Below are 18,481 nucleotides of genomic sequence, written 5' to 3'. Positions count from 1 at the left end.
GATGGGCCGGGTGCGATGGCCTGGGTGGCGGTGGTCGGGTGGTGAGAGGTCGGGGTGGTGAACGACTGGATCTGCGCTCCACCCGGCGTGGGTGAGGCCCCGGTTTGTGAGGGTTGCGCGCTGGGCGCTGCGCGGTGGGGGCTGTGGCCTTATGGCTGGCGGCGGTTCTGAGTGCAGGTGCAGTAGGGGTGGGGCATCCAGCTTCGCCGTCGGATGTGCCTGGGGGATGAGATTTCGACCTCGGCTCCGAGGGTTTCGGGTATACCTCCGTCGATGAACGTGAGCACCTCGGCAATGACGTATCCGCAGGCCGCGAGCGTTGTTGCCACGGCGAGGGGCTCGTCGCTCACGCGGAACTCGTCGTAACGGGGCTCGGGTCTGGGGTCGTGCTGTCGTGGGGTGGGAGATGTGGGGGCCGGGATCTCGGTTCCTTGGAATTGGCGGTAGAGGGTGATGCAGTTCAGGCAGGGTTGACCGGTTGGCGGAACGAAGGGGCCGATCACCGCAGCTCCTTCTCGTACGGTGACGGCCAGGTAGGGCTGGAAGCGCTGGGTGTGGGCGAGGGCGAGGAGAGCCACGGGTTCGTTGTGGGAGAGCTGGACAACCAGCGTGGCGCCGCCCCGGCGGATTGCACGGGTCTCTGTTGCCGGTGCGATTTCCCTGATGGCCGCGGTCACCGCGTGAGACCGCACTTCGCCTACCTCGACGCCGCGGAGGGGGCCGCCGATGCGGTCGAGGTGGGTGACTGTGCCTGCAAGGTCGGCGTGGACGTGTCCTACGCCCGCTTCTGCGAGCGCTACCGCGATTCCGGGTCCGAGTCTGCCCTGGCCTGATACCGCTACTCGGGCTGACCGTCTCCGGCGGAGAATCGCGGCCGGCGTCGACGGGTGTGTGTCGGACGAGGCTTGGGGAGTGCGCTTCCGGGGTTGGCTGGCCGCGTCTGGACCCCTCGACTGCTCTGAACTGGCCGAACGATCGGCACCCCTTTGAAGCGGAGCGGTGCTGCCGGACGGGGCCGAGTTGTGGCGCAGAAGCGCAGGCCTGCCGGGTAGTGCCGGCCTGCTGGGCAGTGCCGAGTCGGTCAGGAGTGCCGGCCTGCCGGGGAGTACCACGTCGGTCGGTAGTGCCGGGTCGGTCGGTAGTGCCAGGTCGGTCGGTAGTGCCGGGCCGGTCGGTAGTGCCAGGTCGGTCGGTAGTGATGGCCTGTTGGGCGCGACGGCGCTATCGCTTGGCGCGGAGCTACTAGCAAATGCGGAGCTACTAGCAAATGCGGAGCTGTCGGCTCGCGCGGGGCTGTCGGCTCGCGCGGGGCTGTCGGCTCGCGCGGAGTTGGCGGCTCGCGCGGAGTTGGCGGCTCGCGCGGGGCGGTGGGGCAGCGCTGCTTTGCTGGTTAGCGCTGGCCTGTCGGGTAGCGCTGGCTTGGCAGTTCGCTCGGGGCTGGCAGTCAGCTCTGGGCTGTCAGCTGGTGCCGGGCTGGTGGGTGGGGCCGGGCTCGCGGTGGGGTCTGGGGTGGGGCGTGGGGGTGGGGGTAGGTGGGTGGGGAGTTTGTGGGTGGCCAGGGCGAGGGCGCCGGCTTCGCTGGCCAGGAGGCGGCGGGTTGTGGCGTCCAGGGCTGGGGGGAAGAGGCGGCGGGAGGAGACCACGAGGCCTGCTTCGTGGAGGAGCTCGAGGAGGGTGCGGACTTCGGCGGGGGAGATGCCGAGGGTGGTGGCGCCCTGGAGGATGGCTCGCTCGGGGCGGGTGCCGTCCAGGAAGTCGAGGATTTTGGCTGTTGCGGGGTCGCGGAAGTCGATCAGGACCGCGCGGGAGGGGTGCAGGCCGAGCTGCAGGGTGTGGGCGCCTCGCCAGATGCGGGGCAGGCCCGGCAGCAGCATCGGCCGATGCAGCACAGGTCGGCTCATGTGTGACAGGTTGTCACGTCTTCAACGCGGACGGCTTTCGTTGTCCACAGGCTGTCCCCGCTGTAGCGCTCGGTTATCCACAAGCTGGAGCGAGTTATCCACAGGTGTCGTGGAGGGCTGGACAACTACTCAACGTCGTGGTTTGAACACTGGTTATGGCTCTGGCGGGTGAAACGGGTGGGGGAGAACGACAGCGGGGGCGACCGAGATGGTCACCCCCGCGGTAAGTCGACCTCCGGTCAGGCCTTGGCCTTGCCCAGGATGCGGTTCACCGTGGTGCCGCAGACCGGGCACTTGCCCTTGGCCATGTTCATGCCGGTCTTCGAGACCTCGACGGTGCCCTGGAAGTCGCGCTTCTCCTTGCACTTCACGCAGTAGCCGTTGTACGTGTTGTCGGCCACGATTCCTCCTCGTCATGTTGTCGGCCGGGTCGGCCCGGGTGCCCCGGTGCGGAACAGGTCTGGGACCTGAGCCCACCCCGGGGGCGCTGCTCGCGGCGACAGGCCGCGATCTGTGTTCGGCGCTGGACCGCTCCGCGACCACGTGAATGTGGCCACCCGTTAGGGGCGGTCACTACCCACGTCCGGCCATTTCCATGTCAGCGCAGCGTCGGCGGTGTCGTCGACGTCGTGAGTCTGCCGGTCCAGATGTCCCTTTTGGGGCAGATTCGGGCAGACACGCCGACGAATTACTCAGATCATCAGAAAAGGGATGTTCGGGTAGTGACGGGAATGAGTCCGGCTGCCGGAGCCGGGCTGGCTGCGTTGCGCCTCTGAACAGTGGGGATGCGCTGTGGACGCGGCCGCCGACCGCCGTGGTGGCGAAGCGGGGGTGGCAGGCCGGCGCCGGGGGAGTTCGGGATCGCGAGGGGTGGTGCTGCTGACGGGCGTCTCGCCGGCGATGCCGGGGTGACGCTTTGTGGCGTTGTGCGGTGCCAGGTTACGGAACGTGAGACGCGGCTGGGGTTAGGAGCACTCGTGCGAGGAGGCGGGAGGTTGACGGCGGGGTGGGGAGTCGGGTGTTGAGGGGTGGGTGGGTGGCTTGCTCGTGGTGGTTACGGCGCCAGAGAGATGACGTCGGCGTTGTCACCGGATGGCTGGCCGTCCAGCCGATGGCCCGGGGTGAATCACTGCGCCGAGGGTGGCTCGAGGGGTTGAGGGCGATGAGGGGTGGCTCCGGGGTGAGGAGCGATGAGGGAGTGGGAGCGATGGGAGTGGAAGAGGGGTGAGCTGAGCGGTGGGTGGGGGCGGGGAGGGGTGGGGGAGATGAGGGGAAGCGGGGTGGGTGGGGCGCGAGGGGTTTGGGGGGTTTGGGTGAGTGCTGGTGGTGTTTGCATGGGTGGGGTTTTTGGGGTGGGTGGGGGTGGTGAGAAGTGGATCTTTGAGCGGGGTAGCGTTGTCTGGGGCGGGGTCTGTGTTGCAGGCTTGGAAAATATTTTCGGATTTACTGGGGCGAAGCTCACATTTTGGGTGCGTGTCGTTTGCCGTACCCTTGCGGGCACCTGGGACTGACGGATTAACGTTTCAATGTGAACCCGAGTCTGGGCTGCGCGAGCCGGTAATGGCCAGGACGCGCAAGCCTGTCGTCGAAGTGCGGCGCAGCCAGCGTCGGCGTCGCACGGTGTCCGCTTATCGTGAGGGCGAGCGGGTTGTCGTTCTCATTCCCGACCGGTTCTCGCGTGCCGAGGAGACCGAGTGGGTTGCGCGGATGCTGGCCCGGCTGGCCGCCCGCGAGGAGCGTGTTCAGCGCACCGATGGCGAGCTGCTGAGCCGTGCTCGGAAGTTGATATCGCGCTATCTGCCTGATTACGCAAGCCACGTGGTTCCGGCAAGCGTGCGTTGGGTCACCAATCAGAACGGCCGGTGGGGGTCCTGTACGCCGGATGACAGCACGATACGGATTTCGCACCGGATCCAGGAGATGCCGGATTGGGTGATCGACTACGTGTTGCTGCACGAGTTGGTCCACCTGGTTGTGCCTGATCACAGCGCTGACTTCTGGGATCTTGTGAACCGCTACCCCCGGGCCGAGCGTGCTCGCGGCTACCTGGAGGGCATCTCAGCGGCTACCGGGCTGGTCCTGGCCGACGACTGAAGAGGCCGACGGCTGTGAGAGGCCGACGGCTGTGAGAGGCCGACGGCTGTGAGAGGCCGACGGCTGTGAGAGGCCGACGGCTGTGAGAGGCCGACGGCTGTGAGAGGCCGACGGCTGTGAGAGGCCAACGGCTGTAAGACGCCAACGGGCTGTAGACGCAAACGAGCAAGGGGTCGACGGGCGAAGAGGCCGACGGCTGTGGAGCTGGTTCGGGTGAGCTGGGGCGGCGGGTTAGCCTTCACGGCGTGACCAGACGTGTCGTGGTGGCGTTGCTGATCCCCGTTGCGTGGAGTCCGCCGGGGGTTGACCTGCTGAAATGGCGGGCTGCGCTGGCTGAGGACGTGGTGGATCTGCTTGCTCGGCTGGCTCAGGCGGAGCCGGCCATCGCTGCGGTCTCGGCCGATCTCGAGCTTGCCCGGGAGATCGCCTGGCCGGGGATGCCGATCTTCGAGGTGGCGACGGCTACCGTGCTGCCCGTTCTGAAGGCCGCTGAGCAGGCCGGATTTGACCAAGGGGCCGTTTTGGCGGCCGATGCGGCCGATCTGCCGGGGATGATCCTCGGGAAGCTCCTGCGACCGCTGAGCAGCAAACCTGTCGCCGTGGCGCCGAATGGGCGGGGCGAGGGGCTGATGGCCGTGGCTTCGGTGCTTCCCGTGCCGGAGTGGCTGACCGACCATGATCTTGACAGCGCGACGCCGATGACGGTGCGCAGGACGGCGCCGCAGCCCAGCCTGGTGGAGTCGACGGCCGAGTGGCGGCGGTTGCGCGGGCCGGAGGATCTTTCGACACTCGACATGGCGTTGGAAGGCTGGGAGAACACCCGGGCGCTGCTCGGGGGTTAGCCACTTACGCAGGCCGAGGGCCCGGCAAGCCCGTTCAGGCGCCGGCAAGGCGCCTGGGGTTGCCGGGACCGACCTCGGCGGGAGCTGCGGTCTGCAACCCCCCACCGAGCTACGACATGCTTATTCTTTGTCTTTTTTGTCTGGTTCTTCGGATGGGCCCGCGTCGCCGAGGTTGTCGAGCTCGGAGATGTCCCAGTCGAGCTTGGCCTGGGCGAACTTCTGCGGGTCGGCGAAGTCGTCGTCGGTCGGCAGCAGGTCGGGGTGATCCCAGAGGGCGTCGCGGCCCTGCACGCCGCGGGCGTCGGTGACGGCCGTCCACAGCGCGCCCGCCTCGCGGAGGCGGCGGGGGCGGAGCTCGAGGCCGACCAGGGCTGCGAAGGTCTGCTCAGCGGGGCCGCCGGCTGCGCGCCGGCGCCGGAACGCCTCGCCGAGGGCGCCCACGGAGGGCAGGCGGTCTCCCGCGGCGCTGTCGACCACGTGGCCGACCCAGCCCTCGACCAGGGCGAGTGCTGTTTCGAGGCGGGCCAGGCTCGCCTTCTGCTGCGGGGTGTCCTCGGGCGTGAAGATGCCCTCGAGTGCCATGGCCTGCATCGACTCCGGGTCCTGCGGGTCGACGCGGCTCATCGCCTCCTCGATCGCCTCCCGGTTGACCGTGATGCCGTTGGCGTAGGTCTCGACGGCGTTGAGCACGTGGGCTCGCAGCCAGGGGACGTGCTGGAAGAGGCGCTGGTGGGCGGCCTCGCGGAGGGCTACGTAGAGGCGGACCTGGTCCTCGGGGAGCTCCAGGCCGTCGCCGTAGGCCTTGATGTTGGCCGGGACGAGCGCGGCCGTGCCGGCCGGGCCGAGCGGGAGGCCGATGTCGCCGGCGGAGAGGACCTCCGCTGCGAGCTGGCCGAGCGCCTGGCCGAGCTGGCCGCCGAAGAGGGCGCCGCCGAGCGTCGCCACCATCGACTGCATCGGGCCGAGCTGGGCACGGGCCTCCTCGGGGACGAGATCGCCCATCGCACCCACCATGCGGCCCGCGATCGGGTCGCACAGCTTTTTCCAGACGTCGAGTGTGTTGTAGACCCACTCGTTTCTGTTCCAGGCGGTCGCGTCACGGATGCCCGAGGGCATCGCGGTCACCGGGTCGAGCCACAGGTCAGCGAGGCGCAGCGCCTCGGAGACCGCATTGTGCTCATACATGTTGACCGCTGGGTCGCCGGTCGCGCTCAGCTGGCTGGCCGCCACCTGGCGGGCCAGATCCCAGTTGACCGGGCCACTTCCAGGCGCGGCGAACATCTGCTGCAGCTGATTCATGAACTGCTGCATCTGCTGCGGGTCGGAGGGATCGGGCGGCTGCGCGCCCGGCAGGCTGAAGCCGAACGGGATATCAGGCACGTCCCCAACGGTACGCGCGAAATCGGCCTTCGTGCCCAATGCCGGTGTCAGCTCAGAGAGAACTCAGGGTCGGTTGGTACGGTCACGCGCATGAGACGTCGCGGTGTCACGGTCATCCTCGGCGCCCTGATCACCGCACTGCTGGCAGTCGGAGTCATGGCCTTCCCCCTGCCGTACGTGGTTCTCAAGCCCGGTCCGACGGTCAACACCCTCGGTTCGGACAACGGCAAAGAGGTCATTCAGGTGACGAAGGCGCAGACCACCACGAGTACGGGTCAACTGCGCCTGACCACGGTCGGAGTGCAGCCCAGCGTGGAGCTCGTCTGGGCGATCCGGGGCTGGTTGAGCAACGAGCAGGCCGTCGTGCCGCGTGAATTGATCTACCCGCCGGACCAGAGCGAGAAGCAGGTCGAGCAGCAGAACGCCGAGGAGTTCACGCTGTCGCAGAACAGCGCTGTGACCGTGGCGCTGCGCAAGCTGGGTTATCCGCTGCAGACTTTTGTGACACAGGTCGCGGCCGGCGGCGCGGCTGTCGGCGTGTTGCGCGAGGACGACATCATCACCGCCGTCGACGGCACCGAGGTCACCAGCCCGGACAAGCTCACGCAGCTCGTGCAGGCCAAGCCCGCGGGGACTACGCTGACCGTCTCCTACACCCGGGCCGGCAAGTCCGAAACCGCCAAGATCAAGACGAAGGCGGCCGAGGGCAGCGACACGCCGCGCATCGGTGTCTCCATCGACAAGAAGCAGCCCCACCCGTTCACCGTTTCGATCGACCTGGACGAGATCGGCGGACCGAGCGCGGGTCTGATGTTCACCCTGGGCATCATCGACAAGCTCAAGCCGGAAGACCTCACGGGCGGGAAGATCATCGCGGGTACGGGCACCATCGACGACGAGGGAAACGTCGGACCGATCGGCGGCATCCCGCAGAAGCTCGTGGGCGCCAAAAACTCCGGCGCCAAGCTTTTCCTGGTCCCGATCGACAACTGCGCCGAAGCACTGCAGAACAAAGTCGACGGCCTGCCGATGGCTGAGGTCGCCACTGTCGACGACGCGCTCAGTGCTCTTCAGACCTTTACCAGCGGCGGTACGCCCAAGCCGTGCACAGCCTCGTGAGAGTTATCCACAGGCGCCCCGAGCGGAACAACGCAACATCCTAAAGTGAAGAACCGGTCTTGAGACTTTGTGGGGTTCACGTTGGTCATGCGTAACAGTCCTCCCCTACCGAGGATGAGCCGTCGCGGTCGCGTGACCGTCGGCGTCCTCGTGGGGGTCTTCCTCTTATTCACGCTGCTCGGCTGGGGCATCGACAAATACACCGACTATCTGTGGTTTGCCGAGGTCGACAAGACCCAGGTGTTCACCGGCATCCTGCTGACCCGCCTGCTGCTCTTCCTGGCGATCGGGCTCGCGATGGCAGTGATCATCGCGGCCAACCTCTATCTCGCCTACCGGCTACGTCCACTGCTGCGCCCGCACTCGGCTGAGCAGGCCACCCTCGAGCGCTATCGCATGGTCATCCAGCCGCGCCTCGGCACCTGGATCGCCGTGATCGGCATCGTCATCGGATTCTTCGCCGGGCTCTCCGGACAGGCCCGGTGGAAGGACTGGATGCTCTTCCGGAATTCCGTGCCGTTCGGCGTGAAGGATCCGCAGTTCAACGTGGACGTCGGTTTCTACGTCTTCGACTACCCGTTGCTGCGCTACCTGCTCGGCGTGGCCTTCACCGCGGTGGTGCTGTCGGTCATCGGCGCGCTCGCCGTGCACTACATCTTCGGCGGCGTGCGTCTGCAGGGCGTCGGCGACCGGATGACCACGGCGGCGCGGGCCCACCTGACCACGCTGGTGGCGCTCTTCGTGCTGCTCAAGGCGGTCGCGTACATCCTGGACCGCCGGGCGCTGCTGCTGGAGCAGCACGTCTCACCCGACCTGTACGGCGCGGGCTACACCGACGTCAACGCGCTGCTACCGGCCAAGGAGATCCTGGCCTACATCTCGATCGTGGTCGCGATCGCCATCATCGTGTTCTCCAACGCGATCATGCGAAACCTGGTCTGGCCGGGCGTCTCCCTCGCTCTGCTCGCCATCTCCGCGGTCGCGATCGGCGGCGTCTACCCGCTCGCCGTGCAGAACTTCCAGGTCAAGCCGAGCCTGGCGGACAAGGAAGCGCCATACATCTCGCGCTCCATCGCGGCGACCAGAGCCGCCTTCGGCATCGAAGGCACGCAGGTAACCCCGTACAGCGCCGACAGTGTCGTGCCGCCGACCGACCTCGCGTCGAATCCCAGCGCGCAGAACGTCCGGGTGATCGACCCGCAGCTGGTCTCCGAGGCGTTCACGCAGTCGCAGCAGGTCCGCGGCTTCTACGACTTCGGGCCCAAGCTGGATGTCGACCGTTACGAGATCGACAAGAAGACGCAGGACTACGTCGTCGGCGTCCGGGAGATCAACGACCAGGCGCTGACCACCCAGCAGCAGAACTGGCTCAACCGGCACACGGTCTTCACCCACGGGTACGGCCTGGTGGCGGCCCCTGCCAACGAGTCCTGCGGCGGCCTGCCGGTCTTCGTCTCCGGCTCGCTCGGCACCGCCGGCAGTCAGGCGGCCAACTGCGCGTCCTCGTCGACCGACCAGATCAAGGTCGACCAGCCGCGCATCTACTACGGCGAGCAGTCCACGGAGTACGCCATCGTGGGCCAGGAGAGCGCCACGAAGAAGACCGAGTTCGACCGCCCGCAGCCCAACGACAGTGACGCCGAGCAGCGTTACACGTACGAGGGCAAGGGTGGTGTGCCGATCGGGTCGATGTTCCGCCGGCTCGTCTTCGCGATCAAGAACACCGAGAGCAACTTCGTGCTGTCGGACGCGGTCAACAAGGACTCCAAGCTCATGTACGTGCGGGACCCGCGCTCCCGCGTGGAGAAGGTCGCGCCGTTCCTGACCATAGACGGAGACCCGTACCCGGCCGTGGTCGACGGGAAGATCCAGTGGATTCTCGACGGCTACACGACCGCGGCGACGTACCCGTACGCGCAGCGGATCAACCTGGCGGAAGAGACCCGCGACGAGCTCACCAACCAGGGCACGTTCGCGCTCGCCCGGGACAACATCAACTACATGCGCAACTCGGTGAAGGCGACCGTCGACGCGTACGACGGCACGGTCACCCTCTACGAGTTCGACGACCAGGACCCGGTGCTCAAGGCGTGGAACAAGGCCTTCGGCGGCGACCTGATCAAGCCGAAGTCGGAGATCCCGCAGGCGCTCGCGGACCACTTCCGCTACCCGGCCGACATGTTCAAGGTGCAGCGCAACCTGCTGACCCGCTTCCACGTCACCAAGCCCCAGGACTTCTTCACGGGTAACGACTTCTGGGCGGTGCCGAACACGCCGGACGGCTCGGAGAACAGCAAGCAGCCGCCGTACTACCTGAACGTGCAGCTGCCGGGGCAGGACTCCACCCGCTTCCAGATCACGTCCGCGGTGACCCCGAGCAAACGCGAGAACCTCGCGGCGCTGATCTCAGGCTCGTACGTCGACGGCAAACCCCGGCTGGAAGTGCTCGAACTACCCGATGAGACGGCCATCCCAGGACCCGCCCAGGTCCATCAACGGATGACCAACAACGGCACGGTCAGACCGGAGCTCAACCTGCTCCAGACGAACAACCAGGCCACGGTCCTGTTCGGCAACCTGATCGCGCTACCGGTGGGCAAGGGCATGCTCTACGTCGAACCGGTCTACGTGAAGAGCAGCCAGCAGACCAACGCCGCGCCGTTGCTGCAGAAGGTCCTGATGTCCTACGGGGACGGCGGCAAGTACGTCGTGCTGGCCAACTCGCTGGAGGAAGGCCTCGCCGCCCTCGTCGACCAGGGCAAGAAACAGGGCCCCACGACGACAACACCGGGCAACACGGGTACGACGACGCCGCCGACAACGGGCGGCACCGCGCTGACCCCGCAGCTCGCGGAGGCGGCGACGGCGCTCGACAAGGCCATCGCCGAGGTCAAGGCGGCGCAGCAGGCCGGCGACTTCGCCCGCTACGGGACGGCGTTGCAGGCCCTCGACACCGCCATGACCAACTTCGAAAACGCCTCCAAGGCAGCCAACGGCACCGTCACGCCGTCGACCGCCCCCACCACGCCAGCCTCCACGCCGGCATCAACACCGCCCTCCGCGCCGGCCCCATCGGCCAGCACAGGCGGTTAGCACCCCGCGTTCTGACCTGCAGCCCGTCGGATTTCCGGCGGGCTGCAGGCGTGTGTGGCGTGCGTTACGCCGGGTCGTTTTGCGGTTCACATGCCGTTCGCGCTAGTGTTTAGAAACCGACGCGGGGTGGAGCAGCTCGGTAGCTCGCTGGGCTCATAACCCAGAGGTCGCAGGTTCAAATCCTGTCCCCGCTACAAAACAGGAAACCCCTGCCCACTTCCTTGCGGAAGGTGGGCGGGGGTTTTTTCGCATTTTGCTCCGGGGGCCGAGCCCCCGGAGGCCCCGCGGTGCGGTGGGTGCTGTGGGGGATTCGGTGGCGGCTTATTTCGGTCGCTGGGTGGGTGCTGTGGGGGATTCGGTGGCGGCTTATTTCGGTCGCTGGGTGGGTGCTGTGGGGGGATTCGGTGGTGGCTTACTTGGATCGGAGTCGTTGATCAGGCAGCGGTAGGCCCTTATCGCCCCGTCGCAGGCGGTGGGTGTGAACTACGTCGGGGTTGATGTTCGGGTTGGCATTGAAGTTGAGGGTGTGCGAGGTCTTGTCCGTGGGAACGCGGCGGGCTTGATCCGACGGTTGGAGTGGCGCCGAGTCTGGTCTTGCATCTGGCCGTCAGTAGTCGGGTGACGAAGCCTCGATAGGTCATCTGGTCGCGGACCGCCGTCCCGATCAGCCGGTGCTCCCGCCGCCGGCAGTGGCGCCGAAATTGACCGACATTGAATTCGCTCGATCCGGACCGTCTTGCGGTGGCTCTCGAACTTGGGAACAAACCCAAGGTCAGCGGTACAAAAGCAAGATCAAAGAGCAGACCCACGGGGGTCAGCTTCGGGCAGCGACGACAGGCAAACGCGGCCATCGGCGTTAAAGCGCAATCCAGTAGCGGCGCTTGAGCCTGATGGAGGTTTCGCGCACGTCTTCGAGTGTTCCGCCATGCTTCTCGATCACCCGTGCTGATGCAGCGTTCTCTTCGTCGCAAGTGATCAGCACCGAAGCAAGGTGTCGTCGCCGGGCCGCACCCAGTGCCTCACCGAGCGCCCAACTCGCCACGCCGCAACCCCGCGCCGACGGGCGGGTGCTGTAGCCGATGTGGCCAGCTGCCTGCAGCAGGAAGTCGGTAAGCGCGTATCGCAGCGAAATAGCACCCAGGACCGTGTCCTTTTCATCAACGATCCACCAATACGCAGCGTGCACCAAGCCTGTCGCAGGCGGCACGCTTTCGTCTCCTTCGCGTCGCAATCGTGCTACCCACTGCGCGAAGCCGGCCGGCGAATCAATGTCGTCGCGGGGCCGCAGTCCACTGCCGGGCTGATGGACGCCGTTGCCCCACTCGTCGCGTGACGCCAGCCATGCTGCGTGGAACTCAGTCGTAGGTTCAACCAATCTGCGCACGGTTGAGGATCGCAACTCAAGGAAGGGTCGGGCAACCGGGTCAGATGCACCTGACACGGAACCGGCCTCGCCGAACGCGGCGCTCGAACTCACTTACACAACCAACATCCCGACCGCGCGGGGTGCGCCGGGAGTAACCGCCGGGCTGGGGGCAGGGATCGGGGGGTGGGAGTGCGCGGGGCATCGGCGGGATGAAAGTTGATCTACATTCGTGGGGCTCAGTTGGGTTCGTGGGGGAGGTTGCGGTGGTCAGGAAACTGATGGTGGTAGCGGCAGTGGTGGGGGTTGTTGCCGGGGGTGGGTTGGCTTCGCCTGCTCAGGCGTCGGGGGCGAAGCTGTATACGACTTCTGTGGTGACCAATGCGGCTAAGAGTGCGCGGATCGAGGGGGACGTTTGGATCGAGAATGACACCGGCAAGATCTTCACGGTCTACCAGCTCTTCGACCTGAATGCAGATGGTTACGCTCCGCGCGGCCGGACTTCGTACTACCAGGGGAGCAAGGTGGTCTGGGTGGAGACGAGCACCTGCAGCGGCGGTGTTGGCAAGGTGTGCGACCACTTCACGACGATGACGTTCAGTCCGAAGGATGTCAGTTCCGTTGAGGTGGAGGTCTGGAACGGGCCGAATGGGCCGCACGTGAGCAAGCATGTCGCGTTGCCCTGATCGTGGTCCGTTCGGCTCAGGGCGCCAAGTGGCGTTCGTAGCAGAGGGATTGGGTTGAGCCTTCGTAGGCGCCGAAGAGCGGGATGGCCGTGTAGCCCTCTCGTTCGTAGAAGCGGACGGCGTCCGGTTGGGCTGTTCCTGTTTCCAGTTTGAGGGTCGTCCATCCGCGGTGGGTGGCGGCGGATTCCAGGGCTCGGAGCAGGGCTGTCGCGACGCCTGAGCCTCGGGACGACGGGGTTGCGTACATGCGCTTGATCTCGGCGGTCGTGGCGTCGAGGCGGCGGAGGGCTCCGCAGGCCAGGGGGTGACCATCGGGTGTGGTGGCTACCAGGAAGAGGTCGATGTCCACGGCTGATGGTGCGGTGCCCGGTTCGTGGTCGTCGCAGCCGTAGCGGGCGTCCAGTTCGGAGCGCTGGGCGACTCGGAGCGCGGTTCCTGCCGGGTCGTTCCAGGCGCGTTCCTCAATTGCCCACGTCATGGCGTACCCCCCGATGGTTGATCTTCGTAACAAGCGTTACGGTAACATTTGTTACGACCCAAGGGAGCGACAGATGTCACGTACGGCTGACCGCCCGGCGCAGGGCGAGGTGCTTTCCCGGGCGGTCTGGGACGTGCTGGCCGATCAGGGGTTGGAGCGGCTGACCGTGCGGGCCGTGGCGGCCGCCGCCGGGTGCACCACGGGGCTGGTCATGCACCGGTTCCCGAATCGGCGGGCGTTGCTCGTGCACGCGCGGGAGTTGCTGCACGAGACGACCAAGGGCCGTGTCGAGGCGTTGGAGGCCAGGGCAGCCACTCCCCGCGAGGCTTTACGGGCAGTGCTGCAGCAGGGGATGGCGATCGATCCGGCCACGGCGCGCGAGAGCGTGGTGTGGACCGGCTTTCTCGCCGCGGCCGTTGCCGACGACGAGCTGCTCGCGATGCACCGGCGGAACAACCGGGCATGGCGGGAGCGGGTCGAACGCCTCGTGGCGGCCGCCGCGCCGGAGTGGCCTGCCGCGCGGGTCGCCTCGGTGGCCTTGGGGCTGATCGCCATGACCGAGGGGGTGGCGGCCCTCGGGGCGGCGGACCCGGTCGCCTATCCGGTAACCGACCAGGAGCGCATGCTCGACGACGCCCTCGACGCCTACGGCCTCGACGCGGGGACCGTCCGCCGGGGCGTGCTCTGAGCGAAGCGGGACGACGCGCTGTTCCTCGCCGAGCGCCGCGCCGGTGACGAAATCACTCGTTCAGGCGACACCGCCATGGGCACCGAAGTCGCCTCGACGACGACAGGCTCCGGGAGTGTCCCCACCCCTGCCGCGGCCGCCACCGTCGGCAGGGGTGGGAGGGGAACGACCGGCATCGTGACGGCGGCTTCGCCGAGGTCGTCGGGGTGCCGGCCGGTGGTCGTGCGGGCGCGCCGCAGTCTGAGCAGGCCTGCCACCGCCGCCACCGCCAGGAGAACCATGAGGGTTGTCACCAGCAGCACGGGGGCACGACCTTTCCGTCGGGACTCGCGGCGGCGGGTGGCGGCCCGTACCGTTGGTTATCTAGCCAATGACGCTAGCAAAGAATGGTCTTTCAACCAATGGCCCGAGCGCCTCAACCACCACTTATGCTTCTCGAATGAGTTTCGGCGGCTACCTCAAGGAAGCGATCCAGGCCGCCCGTTTCCCGACACCCACCCACTTCGCGCGGGCGGTCGGCATGGATCCCTCCGTCGTGCTGCGCTGGCTGAGCGAAGAGCAGCGGCCCACGATCCGCTCCATCGAACGGATCGCGCCGGTGCTGGGCAAGAGCATCAACGAGCTCGTCGTGGCCGCGTACCCGGATCGGGTCGGTGGCCCGGCACCGGAGCCGCCGGCGACCCACCCGCTGGTCCATGAGCTGGCCCGGATGCTGGCCGACGACTCACCGATCCCGGCGCCGGACCGCCAGGCCCTGGAAACGGTCCTCGACCGCATGATCGATCCCTATCGGAAAGTCCTCCGCCGGAGACGATCGGCATGACGATTGTTCGCATCACGCGCCGGATGTCCGTAATCTCGGGACCATGACAGCGCGGGGCGGATCGGGCGCACTCCATCTCCAGGTGAGCAAACTGCTCGTCGGTTGCATCGTGCTCGCCATCGCGGCGACCGGGGCGCTGATCGTCACCCTGATCGTCGGCTTCCCCCGGAAACCGGGGCCGCCACCGGGCACCCCCGGAGTGATGCCGGGCCCGCCACCCGACGAACGCCCCGTCGCCGTCCTGATCGTGCTGACCGGCCTCGTCGTCCTGGCCTGGTTGGCCGCCCTGATCGTCTCGGCCCGCGACCTCGTCCTGCAACGCCTCAGCCTCGCCGGCGAAGCCCCCACCGCCGCGGACCCGGCCCAGATCCGAAGCCTCCTCGCGGAGGTCCGCACGGAACTGGCCGCCGACCGCGAACGCGAATGGCAAGCAATAACAGAACGACTCCTGGAGTACGCCGACCAGCGCGAAACCGATGGCTACCTCAACGGCATGCGAGTAGCCACCACGGGCGACCCGATCGAGGCCAACGTCCACCCGCTGCGCCGCCCGCCCAGCCAGCGCTGAAGAGCCTTACCTGGTCGACGCCAGGTGCGCCAGCAGCAACGAGTTCATCATTGCCGGGACCTGCTCGGGGATGTTGTGGCCGACACCGGAAAGACTCCGCAACGTGTACGGCCCTGCGGCCCAGTCCTCGGTCGCCCGCACCCCCGACGGGGCGACAAACGGGTCCTCCGTGCTCGCCACGAACAACGTCGGCACGCAGACCCGCTCCTCGTACCCCTCAAAGTCATTGGCGCGATACCAGTTCAGAGCGGCCGTCAACGCCCCCGGCTCCGACAACCGCCGGAAATACTCAGCACATATCTCCGGCGCGACCCCCGGAAGCACCGGCGGCCCACTCGCCAGAATTTGATTCTCCGGAACAGGCGACGGCTGCCGGAAAAAATCCATGTAGCTGGAATCGGCCTGCTGTTCGGGATCGGTGCGGAGCGCCTCGGCGAAAGCCGCCGGATGTGGCACCGACACCGCAGTCAGAGACCGAACCTGAGTCGCATACCGAGCCGCGACGATCCACGCGACAACCGCACCCCAGTCATGCCCGACCAGATCGAACCGCCGCCACCCGAGCGCCCCGGCAATCGCCCGCACATCGGCAACAGCGTGATCCAATCGATAATTCGCCACCCCGGCAGGCCGTACGCCAGGCGAATACCCCCGCTGATCGGGAGCCACAGCCCGGAACCCCGCGGCACCCAGAGCACGCAACTGCTCGACCCACTCGATACCGAACTCCGGGAAGCCATGCAGGAACAACACCTTCCGCCCGTCCCGAGGCCCCGCAGCGACCGCATCGAACACGCCCACAGCGGTCGCGATCCGCACCGAGTCGATCCCCGGCCGCCCCGCTCCCGCAGCCGTCCCGGCCGAACCCAGCCCTGCCACCCCTGCCCCGACCCCGGCAGCTATCCCCATAAAACGACGACGTGAGTACGTGATCCCCATGCCCCACAGCCTGTTCGCCACTCCCGCCCCGGCGCATCAGGGCACCCCCGTACGGGTCATGACAATCCCCGGCACCTTCATCGCGGCTGCCCTGGGCGTCGCGAAACCGACGGCATCGACTGGATCGAACTCATCATCGAGGTCGCCCTCCCCGCCGGACTCCGCAGCCGCCGCTGACCCCCGGCCCACGGCACGGGCCAGTGAAGACGCTGTATCAGCGCTCCCGCCGACGGCCGCCGACGAGGCTCACCCTCATCGCAACGCAGGCACGAAGGCATTGAACATTCCCGCGGCATCCTGACCACAAAGAGCCCCACCCCCACCCCCGGCACCCACCGCACCGCACCGGAAGTAACCCGCCGCCAACTCCCTCACAGCGCCCACCGCACCGCGGGGCGTCCGGGGGCTCGGCCCCCGGAGCAAAATGCGGAAAAAACCCCCGCCCACCTTCCGCAAGGAAGTAGGCAGGGGTTTCCTGTTTTTGTAGCGGGGACAGGATTTGAACCTGCGACCTCTGGGTTATGAGCCCAGCGAGCTACCGAGCTGCTCCACCCCGCGCCGACTGCTTCATAAAGCTAGCACGGGGTGGAGGACGGGTTCGGGGGTGGGGTCAGCAGGTGGTGGTGCCGCTGCCTTTGGCCCACTTGCAGGTGTCGATCGTTTTGCCTGCGGCGGTGCGGAGGTACGCCGTGTCGCCTCCGTTGTTCCAGATGTAGCTGCTGCTCTTCCAGTAGCGGTTCGTGGTGCTGTTGGTGCCTTTGCCGGTGTAGAGGTACAGGTTCTTGCCCGCTGCGACCTTGGTGTCCGTGGCGAACGTGTACGTGTGGTTCGCGGCGTCGCGTACGGTCCAGCCTTTGAGGTTGATGGTGGTTTTGGTCTTGTTGGTGAGGCGGACCCACTCGTTGTTGAGGCCGGACTTTGCGGAGCTGTACTGGATCTTGGTGAACTGGACGGCGCCGGTGGAGGTCGTCGGGGTGGTGGGGGAGCCTGTGGCGATGGTCGGGGTGGCGCCGCGGAGGAGGTTGTTCGAGGGGTCGGCGTCGATCACGGCGCGGAGGTAGGGGTGCTGGCCGGTGAGGGTGGCGGTGAAAGTGGCTGCCGGATCTGAGGTGTAGCCGCCGGCGAGGTCGGTCCAGACGCCGTTCCAGCCGCTCTGGACGTGGACGCGCAGGTTGGGCTGGGACGGGTTGGCCGCGACGTGAGCGGTGGTCGTGCCGTTCGAGGTGGTGAGCGTCATGGTGGGGACGATGCCCATGGCGACGGCGACGTGCGAGGAGGTCAGGCCGTCGGCTTTGACGTAGAAGCGGAAGCCTGAGTCGAGGATGCGGGTCAGCGTGTACTTGCCGGCGCTGGTGGCCTTCGTGGTGATGTAGCCGCCGTTGGTGTAGTCGGGCGACGGGTAGAAGTCGTTGAAGACGTACGCCGATTCGTAGAGCTCGACGGTGGCGCCGGGGGCGGCTGTGCCGGTGATGGTGATCGGCCCGTAGCCCTGGCGGCTGGCCGGCACCGAGATGGTCGGGGTGGTGGCAGCGGTCGCCGGGGCGGTGAGGCCGAGGGTGGCGGCGCAGCCGAGGGTGGCGGCCAGGGCCGTCATGCGGGCACGCATCAAGGTTCTCCTAAGCGGGGGAGAGGTCAGCTTAAAAAATCACTATGAGTAGCCACACCGCCGGATGGTCCTGGTTAATGGCTGGTCGGCTGAGTGTGGAACGCCACGCTGTGTTACTAAAGGTAGGGTGTGCGGGTGTTGCAAGCCGATTGCGGGAGATGTGCCGGGCTGTGTTGTGTCGCTCCGGCTTTCGCCAAGTCATCCGATTTCGCGGTGAACAAGCCCGCGGGCAAGGCCTGCAAGAATCTGGGTGACGATTTCCGGTGCGGCATTCACGAGCAGCTGCCGGAGAAAGGCTTCCCCGGGTGCGTCGTTTTCGACTGTTTCGGCGCCGGGCAGCAGGTCACCCAGGTGACTTTCGGCGGCCGGAACTGGCGTGACACCCCGGGGATCGCCGGGCAGATGTTCGCGACCCTGCCGGTTATGCGCCAGCTGCACGAGCTGCTCTGGTATGTCACCCAGGCGCTGGCGCTGCCCGCCGCGCAGAAGATTCACCCCCGGTTGGAGCAGGCCAGGGACGAGACCGTCGAGTTGACGAAGGGTACGCCCGAAGCCCTGCTGTCGCTCGACCTGGAGGCGTACCGATCAAAGGTGAATCCGCTCCTGCAGAAAGCGAGCGAACTGGCCCGGGCCGGCGCCGGCGGTCGCCGGGCCGACCACCGCGGGGCGAACCTGATCGGGCGCAAGCTGCGTGGTGCTGACCTGCGTGGCGCGAGTTTCCGGGGTGCTCTGCTGATCGGGGCGGATCTGCGCGAGGCCGATCTGCGGCTGGCCGATTTCACCGGTGCTGATCTCCGCGGCGCCGACCTGCGCGGCGCGAATCTCGCCGGAGCGCTGTTTCTGACGGATTCCCAACTGAAGGCCGCGGTCCGCTAGCCCCTAAACTGATCACTCGGATCGA

The 18,481-nt window shown here is 67.1% G+C and carries 18 protein-coding genes and 2 tRNA genes; 12 read left to right on the top strand and 8 right to left on the bottom strand.

Annotation, left to right across the window (positions count from 1 at the left end; all coding sequences use genetic code 11):
- Positions 1–680: 680 nt before the first annotated feature.
- Together Aco04nite_RS07680 and Aco04nite_RS07675 are read left to right on the top strand one after the other, a co-directional pair.
- Positions 681–833 (top strand): hypothetical protein, encoded by a 153-nt coding sequence (locus Aco04nite_RS07680; RefSeq protein WP_212996441.1) that lies wholly within the window; start codon positions 681–683, stop codon positions 831–833.
- An 822-nt stretch (positions 834–1,655) separates the two neighbouring features.
- On the top strand, positions 1,656–1,907 hold the full coding sequence (locus tag Aco04nite_RS07675; RefSeq protein WP_212996440.1) for a hypothetical protein: 252 nt from the start codon (positions 1,656–1,658) through the stop codon (positions 1,905–1,907).
- A gap of 233 nt (positions 1,908–2,140) precedes the next feature.
- On the opposite strand, the gene Aco04nite_RS07670 is transcribed toward Aco04nite_RS07675, so the two are convergent.
- Positions 2,141–2,302 (bottom strand): DUF5679 domain-containing protein, encoded by a 162-nt coding sequence (locus tag Aco04nite_RS07670; protein WP_015625326.1) that lies wholly within the window; start codon positions 2,300–2,302, stop codon positions 2,141–2,143.
- 1,159 nt (positions 2,303–3,461) lie between these two features.
- On the opposite strand from Aco04nite_RS07670, the gene Aco04nite_RS07665 reads away from it, so the two are divergent.
- Both Aco04nite_RS07665 and Aco04nite_RS07660 read left to right on the top strand, forming a co-directional pair.
- On the top strand, positions 3,462–3,995 hold the full coding sequence (locus Aco04nite_RS07665) for a M48 metallopeptidase family protein (protein WP_212996439.1): 534 nt from the start codon (positions 3,462–3,464) through the stop codon (positions 3,993–3,995).
- Positions 3,996–4,240: 245 nt separating this feature from the next.
- Complete coding sequence (locus tag Aco04nite_RS07660; protein WP_212996438.1) at positions 4,241–4,837, top strand: hypothetical protein; 597 nt, start codon at positions 4,241–4,243, stop codon at positions 4,835–4,837.
- Positions 4,838–4,957: 120 nt separating this feature from the next.
- Here the strand turns inward: Aco04nite_RS07660 and Aco04nite_RS07655 are convergent, their stop codons facing one another.
- The gene (locus Aco04nite_RS07655) at positions 4,958–6,217 is read right to left on the bottom strand and encodes a zinc-dependent metalloprotease (protein ID WP_212996437.1); all 1,260 of its coding nucleotides are present in this window, start codon (positions 6,215–6,217) and stop codon (positions 4,958–4,960) included.
- A gap of 90 nt (positions 6,218–6,307) precedes the next feature.
- Between Aco04nite_RS07655 and Aco04nite_RS07650 the strand changes: the two genes are divergently transcribed.
- The 3 genes from Aco04nite_RS07650 (at position 6,308) to Aco04nite_RS07640 (ending at position 10,623) form a co-directional block, all read left to right on the top strand.
- Positions 6,308–7,336: a YlbL family protein gene (locus Aco04nite_RS07650; protein ID WP_212996436.1), complete on the top strand. Its 1,029-nt coding sequence runs from the start codon at positions 6,308–6,310 to the stop codon at positions 7,334–7,336.
- A gap of 87 nt (positions 7,337–7,423) precedes the next feature.
- Complete coding sequence (locus Aco04nite_RS07645) at positions 7,424–10,429, top strand: UPF0182 family membrane protein (protein WP_212996435.1); 3,006 nt, start codon at positions 7,424–7,426, stop codon at positions 10,427–10,429.
- Between the two features lie 120 nt (positions 10,430–10,549).
- Positions 10,550–10,623 (top strand) — tRNA-Met (locus tag Aco04nite_RS07640).
- Between the two features lie 662 nt (positions 10,624–11,285).
- On the opposite strand, the gene Aco04nite_RS07635 is transcribed toward Aco04nite_RS07640, so the two are convergent.
- Positions 11,286–11,813 carry a GNAT family N-acetyltransferase gene (locus tag Aco04nite_RS07635; RefSeq protein ID WP_212996434.1) on the bottom strand — a complete coding sequence of 176 codons (528 nt, stop codon included), beginning with the start codon at positions 11,811–11,813 and terminating at the stop codon, positions 11,286–11,288.
- Between the two features lie 245 nt (positions 11,814–12,058).
- Between Aco04nite_RS07635 and Aco04nite_RS07630 the strand changes: the two genes are divergently transcribed.
- Positions 12,059–12,478, top strand: coding sequence for a hypothetical protein (locus tag Aco04nite_RS07630; protein ID WP_212996433.1), 420 nt, complete (start codon positions 12,059–12,061; stop codon positions 12,476–12,478).
- A 16-nt stretch (positions 12,479–12,494) separates the two neighbouring features.
- On the opposite strand, the gene Aco04nite_RS07625 is transcribed toward Aco04nite_RS07630, so the two are convergent.
- Positions 12,495–12,956: a GNAT family N-acetyltransferase gene (locus tag Aco04nite_RS07625; RefSeq protein WP_212996432.1), complete on the bottom strand. Its 462-nt coding sequence runs from the start codon at positions 12,954–12,956 to the stop codon at positions 12,495–12,497.
- Between the two features lie 73 nt (positions 12,957–13,029).
- Between Aco04nite_RS07625 and Aco04nite_RS07620 the strand changes: the two genes are divergently transcribed.
- Entirely contained in the window at positions 13,030–13,644 is a 615-nt protein-coding gene (locus tag Aco04nite_RS07620) for a TetR/AcrR family transcriptional regulator (RefSeq protein ID WP_212996431.1), read from the top strand.
- Here Aco04nite_RS07620 and Aco04nite_RS07615 read toward each other — a convergent pair.
- Positions 13,602–13,946, bottom strand: a complete 345-nt coding sequence (locus tag Aco04nite_RS07615; protein WP_212996430.1) for a hypothetical protein — start codon at positions 13,944–13,946, stop codon at positions 13,602–13,604. The two genes, Aco04nite_RS07620 and Aco04nite_RS07615, sit on opposite strands and share 43 nt — an antisense overlap.
- A 137-nt stretch (positions 13,947–14,083) precedes the next feature.
- On the opposite strand from Aco04nite_RS07615, the gene Aco04nite_RS07610 reads away from it, so the two are divergent.
- Positions 14,084–14,467, top strand: coding sequence for a helix-turn-helix domain-containing protein (locus tag Aco04nite_RS07610; protein WP_212996429.1), 384 nt, complete (start codon positions 14,084–14,086; stop codon positions 14,465–14,467).
- Between the two features lie 43 nt (positions 14,468–14,510).
- Complete coding sequence (locus Aco04nite_RS07605; protein WP_212996428.1) at positions 14,511–15,035, top strand: hypothetical protein; 525 nt, start codon at positions 14,511–14,513, stop codon at positions 15,033–15,035.
- A 6-nt stretch (positions 15,036–15,041) separates the two neighbouring features.
- Here Aco04nite_RS07605 and Aco04nite_RS07600 read toward each other — a convergent pair whose 3' ends face one another.
- From Aco04nite_RS07600 to Aco04nite_RS48660, 3 genes are all read right to left on the bottom strand, one after another.
- Complete coding sequence (locus Aco04nite_RS07600; RefSeq protein WP_244875806.1) at positions 15,042–15,854, bottom strand: alpha/beta fold hydrolase; 813 nt, start codon at positions 15,852–15,854, stop codon at positions 15,042–15,044.
- A gap of 604 nt (positions 15,855–16,458) precedes the next feature.
- Positions 16,459–16,532, bottom strand: a tRNA-Met gene (locus Aco04nite_RS07595).
- A 52-nt stretch (positions 16,533–16,584) separates the two neighbouring features.
- Positions 16,585–17,580 carry a lamin tail domain-containing protein gene (locus tag Aco04nite_RS48660; protein ID WP_244875805.1) on the bottom strand — a complete coding sequence of 332 codons (996 nt, stop codon included), beginning with the start codon at positions 17,578–17,580 and terminating at the stop codon, positions 16,585–16,587.
- Positions 17,581–17,793: 213 nt separating this feature from the next.
- On the opposite strand from Aco04nite_RS48660, the gene Aco04nite_RS07585 reads away from it, so the two are divergent.
- Positions 17,794–18,456: a pentapeptide repeat-containing protein gene (locus Aco04nite_RS07585; protein ID WP_244875804.1), complete on the top strand. Its 663-nt coding sequence runs from the start codon at positions 17,794–17,796 to the stop codon at positions 18,454–18,456.
- Positions 18,457–18,481: the final 25 nt, after the last annotated feature.

Source organism: Winogradskya consettensis, from assembly GCF_018332715.1.
GTDB lineage: Bacteria > Actinomycetota > Actinomycetes > Mycobacteriales > Micromonosporaceae > Actinoplanes > Actinoplanes consettensis.
Note: the sequence above shows the minus strand (reverse complement) of the source record. Positions and strands in the feature narration are given on the sequence as shown.

Coding starts and splice junctions, on each gene's coding strand:
- Aco04nite_RS07665 (WP_212996439.1), top strand. CDS start 3,462: ATGGCCAGGACGCGCAAGCCTGTCGTCGAAGTGCGGCGCAGCCAGCGT.
- Aco04nite_RS07650 (WP_212996436.1), top strand. CDS start 6,308: ATGAGACGTCGCGGTGTCACGGTCATCCTCGGCGCCCTGATCACCGCA.
- Aco04nite_RS07645 (WP_212996435.1), top strand. CDS start 7,424: ATGCGTAACAGTCCTCCCCTACCGAGGATGAGCCGTCGCGGTCGCGTG.
- Aco04nite_RS07625 (WP_212996432.1), bottom strand. CDS start 12,956: ATGACGTGGGCAATTGAGGAACGCGCCTGGAACGACCCGGCAGGAACC.
- Aco04nite_RS07620 (WP_212996431.1), top strand. CDS start 13,030: ATGTCACGTACGGCTGACCGCCCGGCGCAGGGCGAGGTGCTTTCCCGG.
- Aco04nite_RS07610 (WP_212996429.1), top strand. CDS start 14,084: ATGAGTTTCGGCGGCTACCTCAAGGAAGCGATCCAGGCCGCCCGTTTC.
- Aco04nite_RS07605 (WP_212996428.1), top strand. CDS start 14,511: ATGACAGCGCGGGGCGGATCGGGCGCACTCCATCTCCAGGTGAGCAAA.
- Aco04nite_RS48660 (WP_244875805.1), bottom strand. CDS start 17,580: ATGCGTGCCCGCATGACGGCCCTGGCCGCCACCCTCGGCTGCGCCGCC.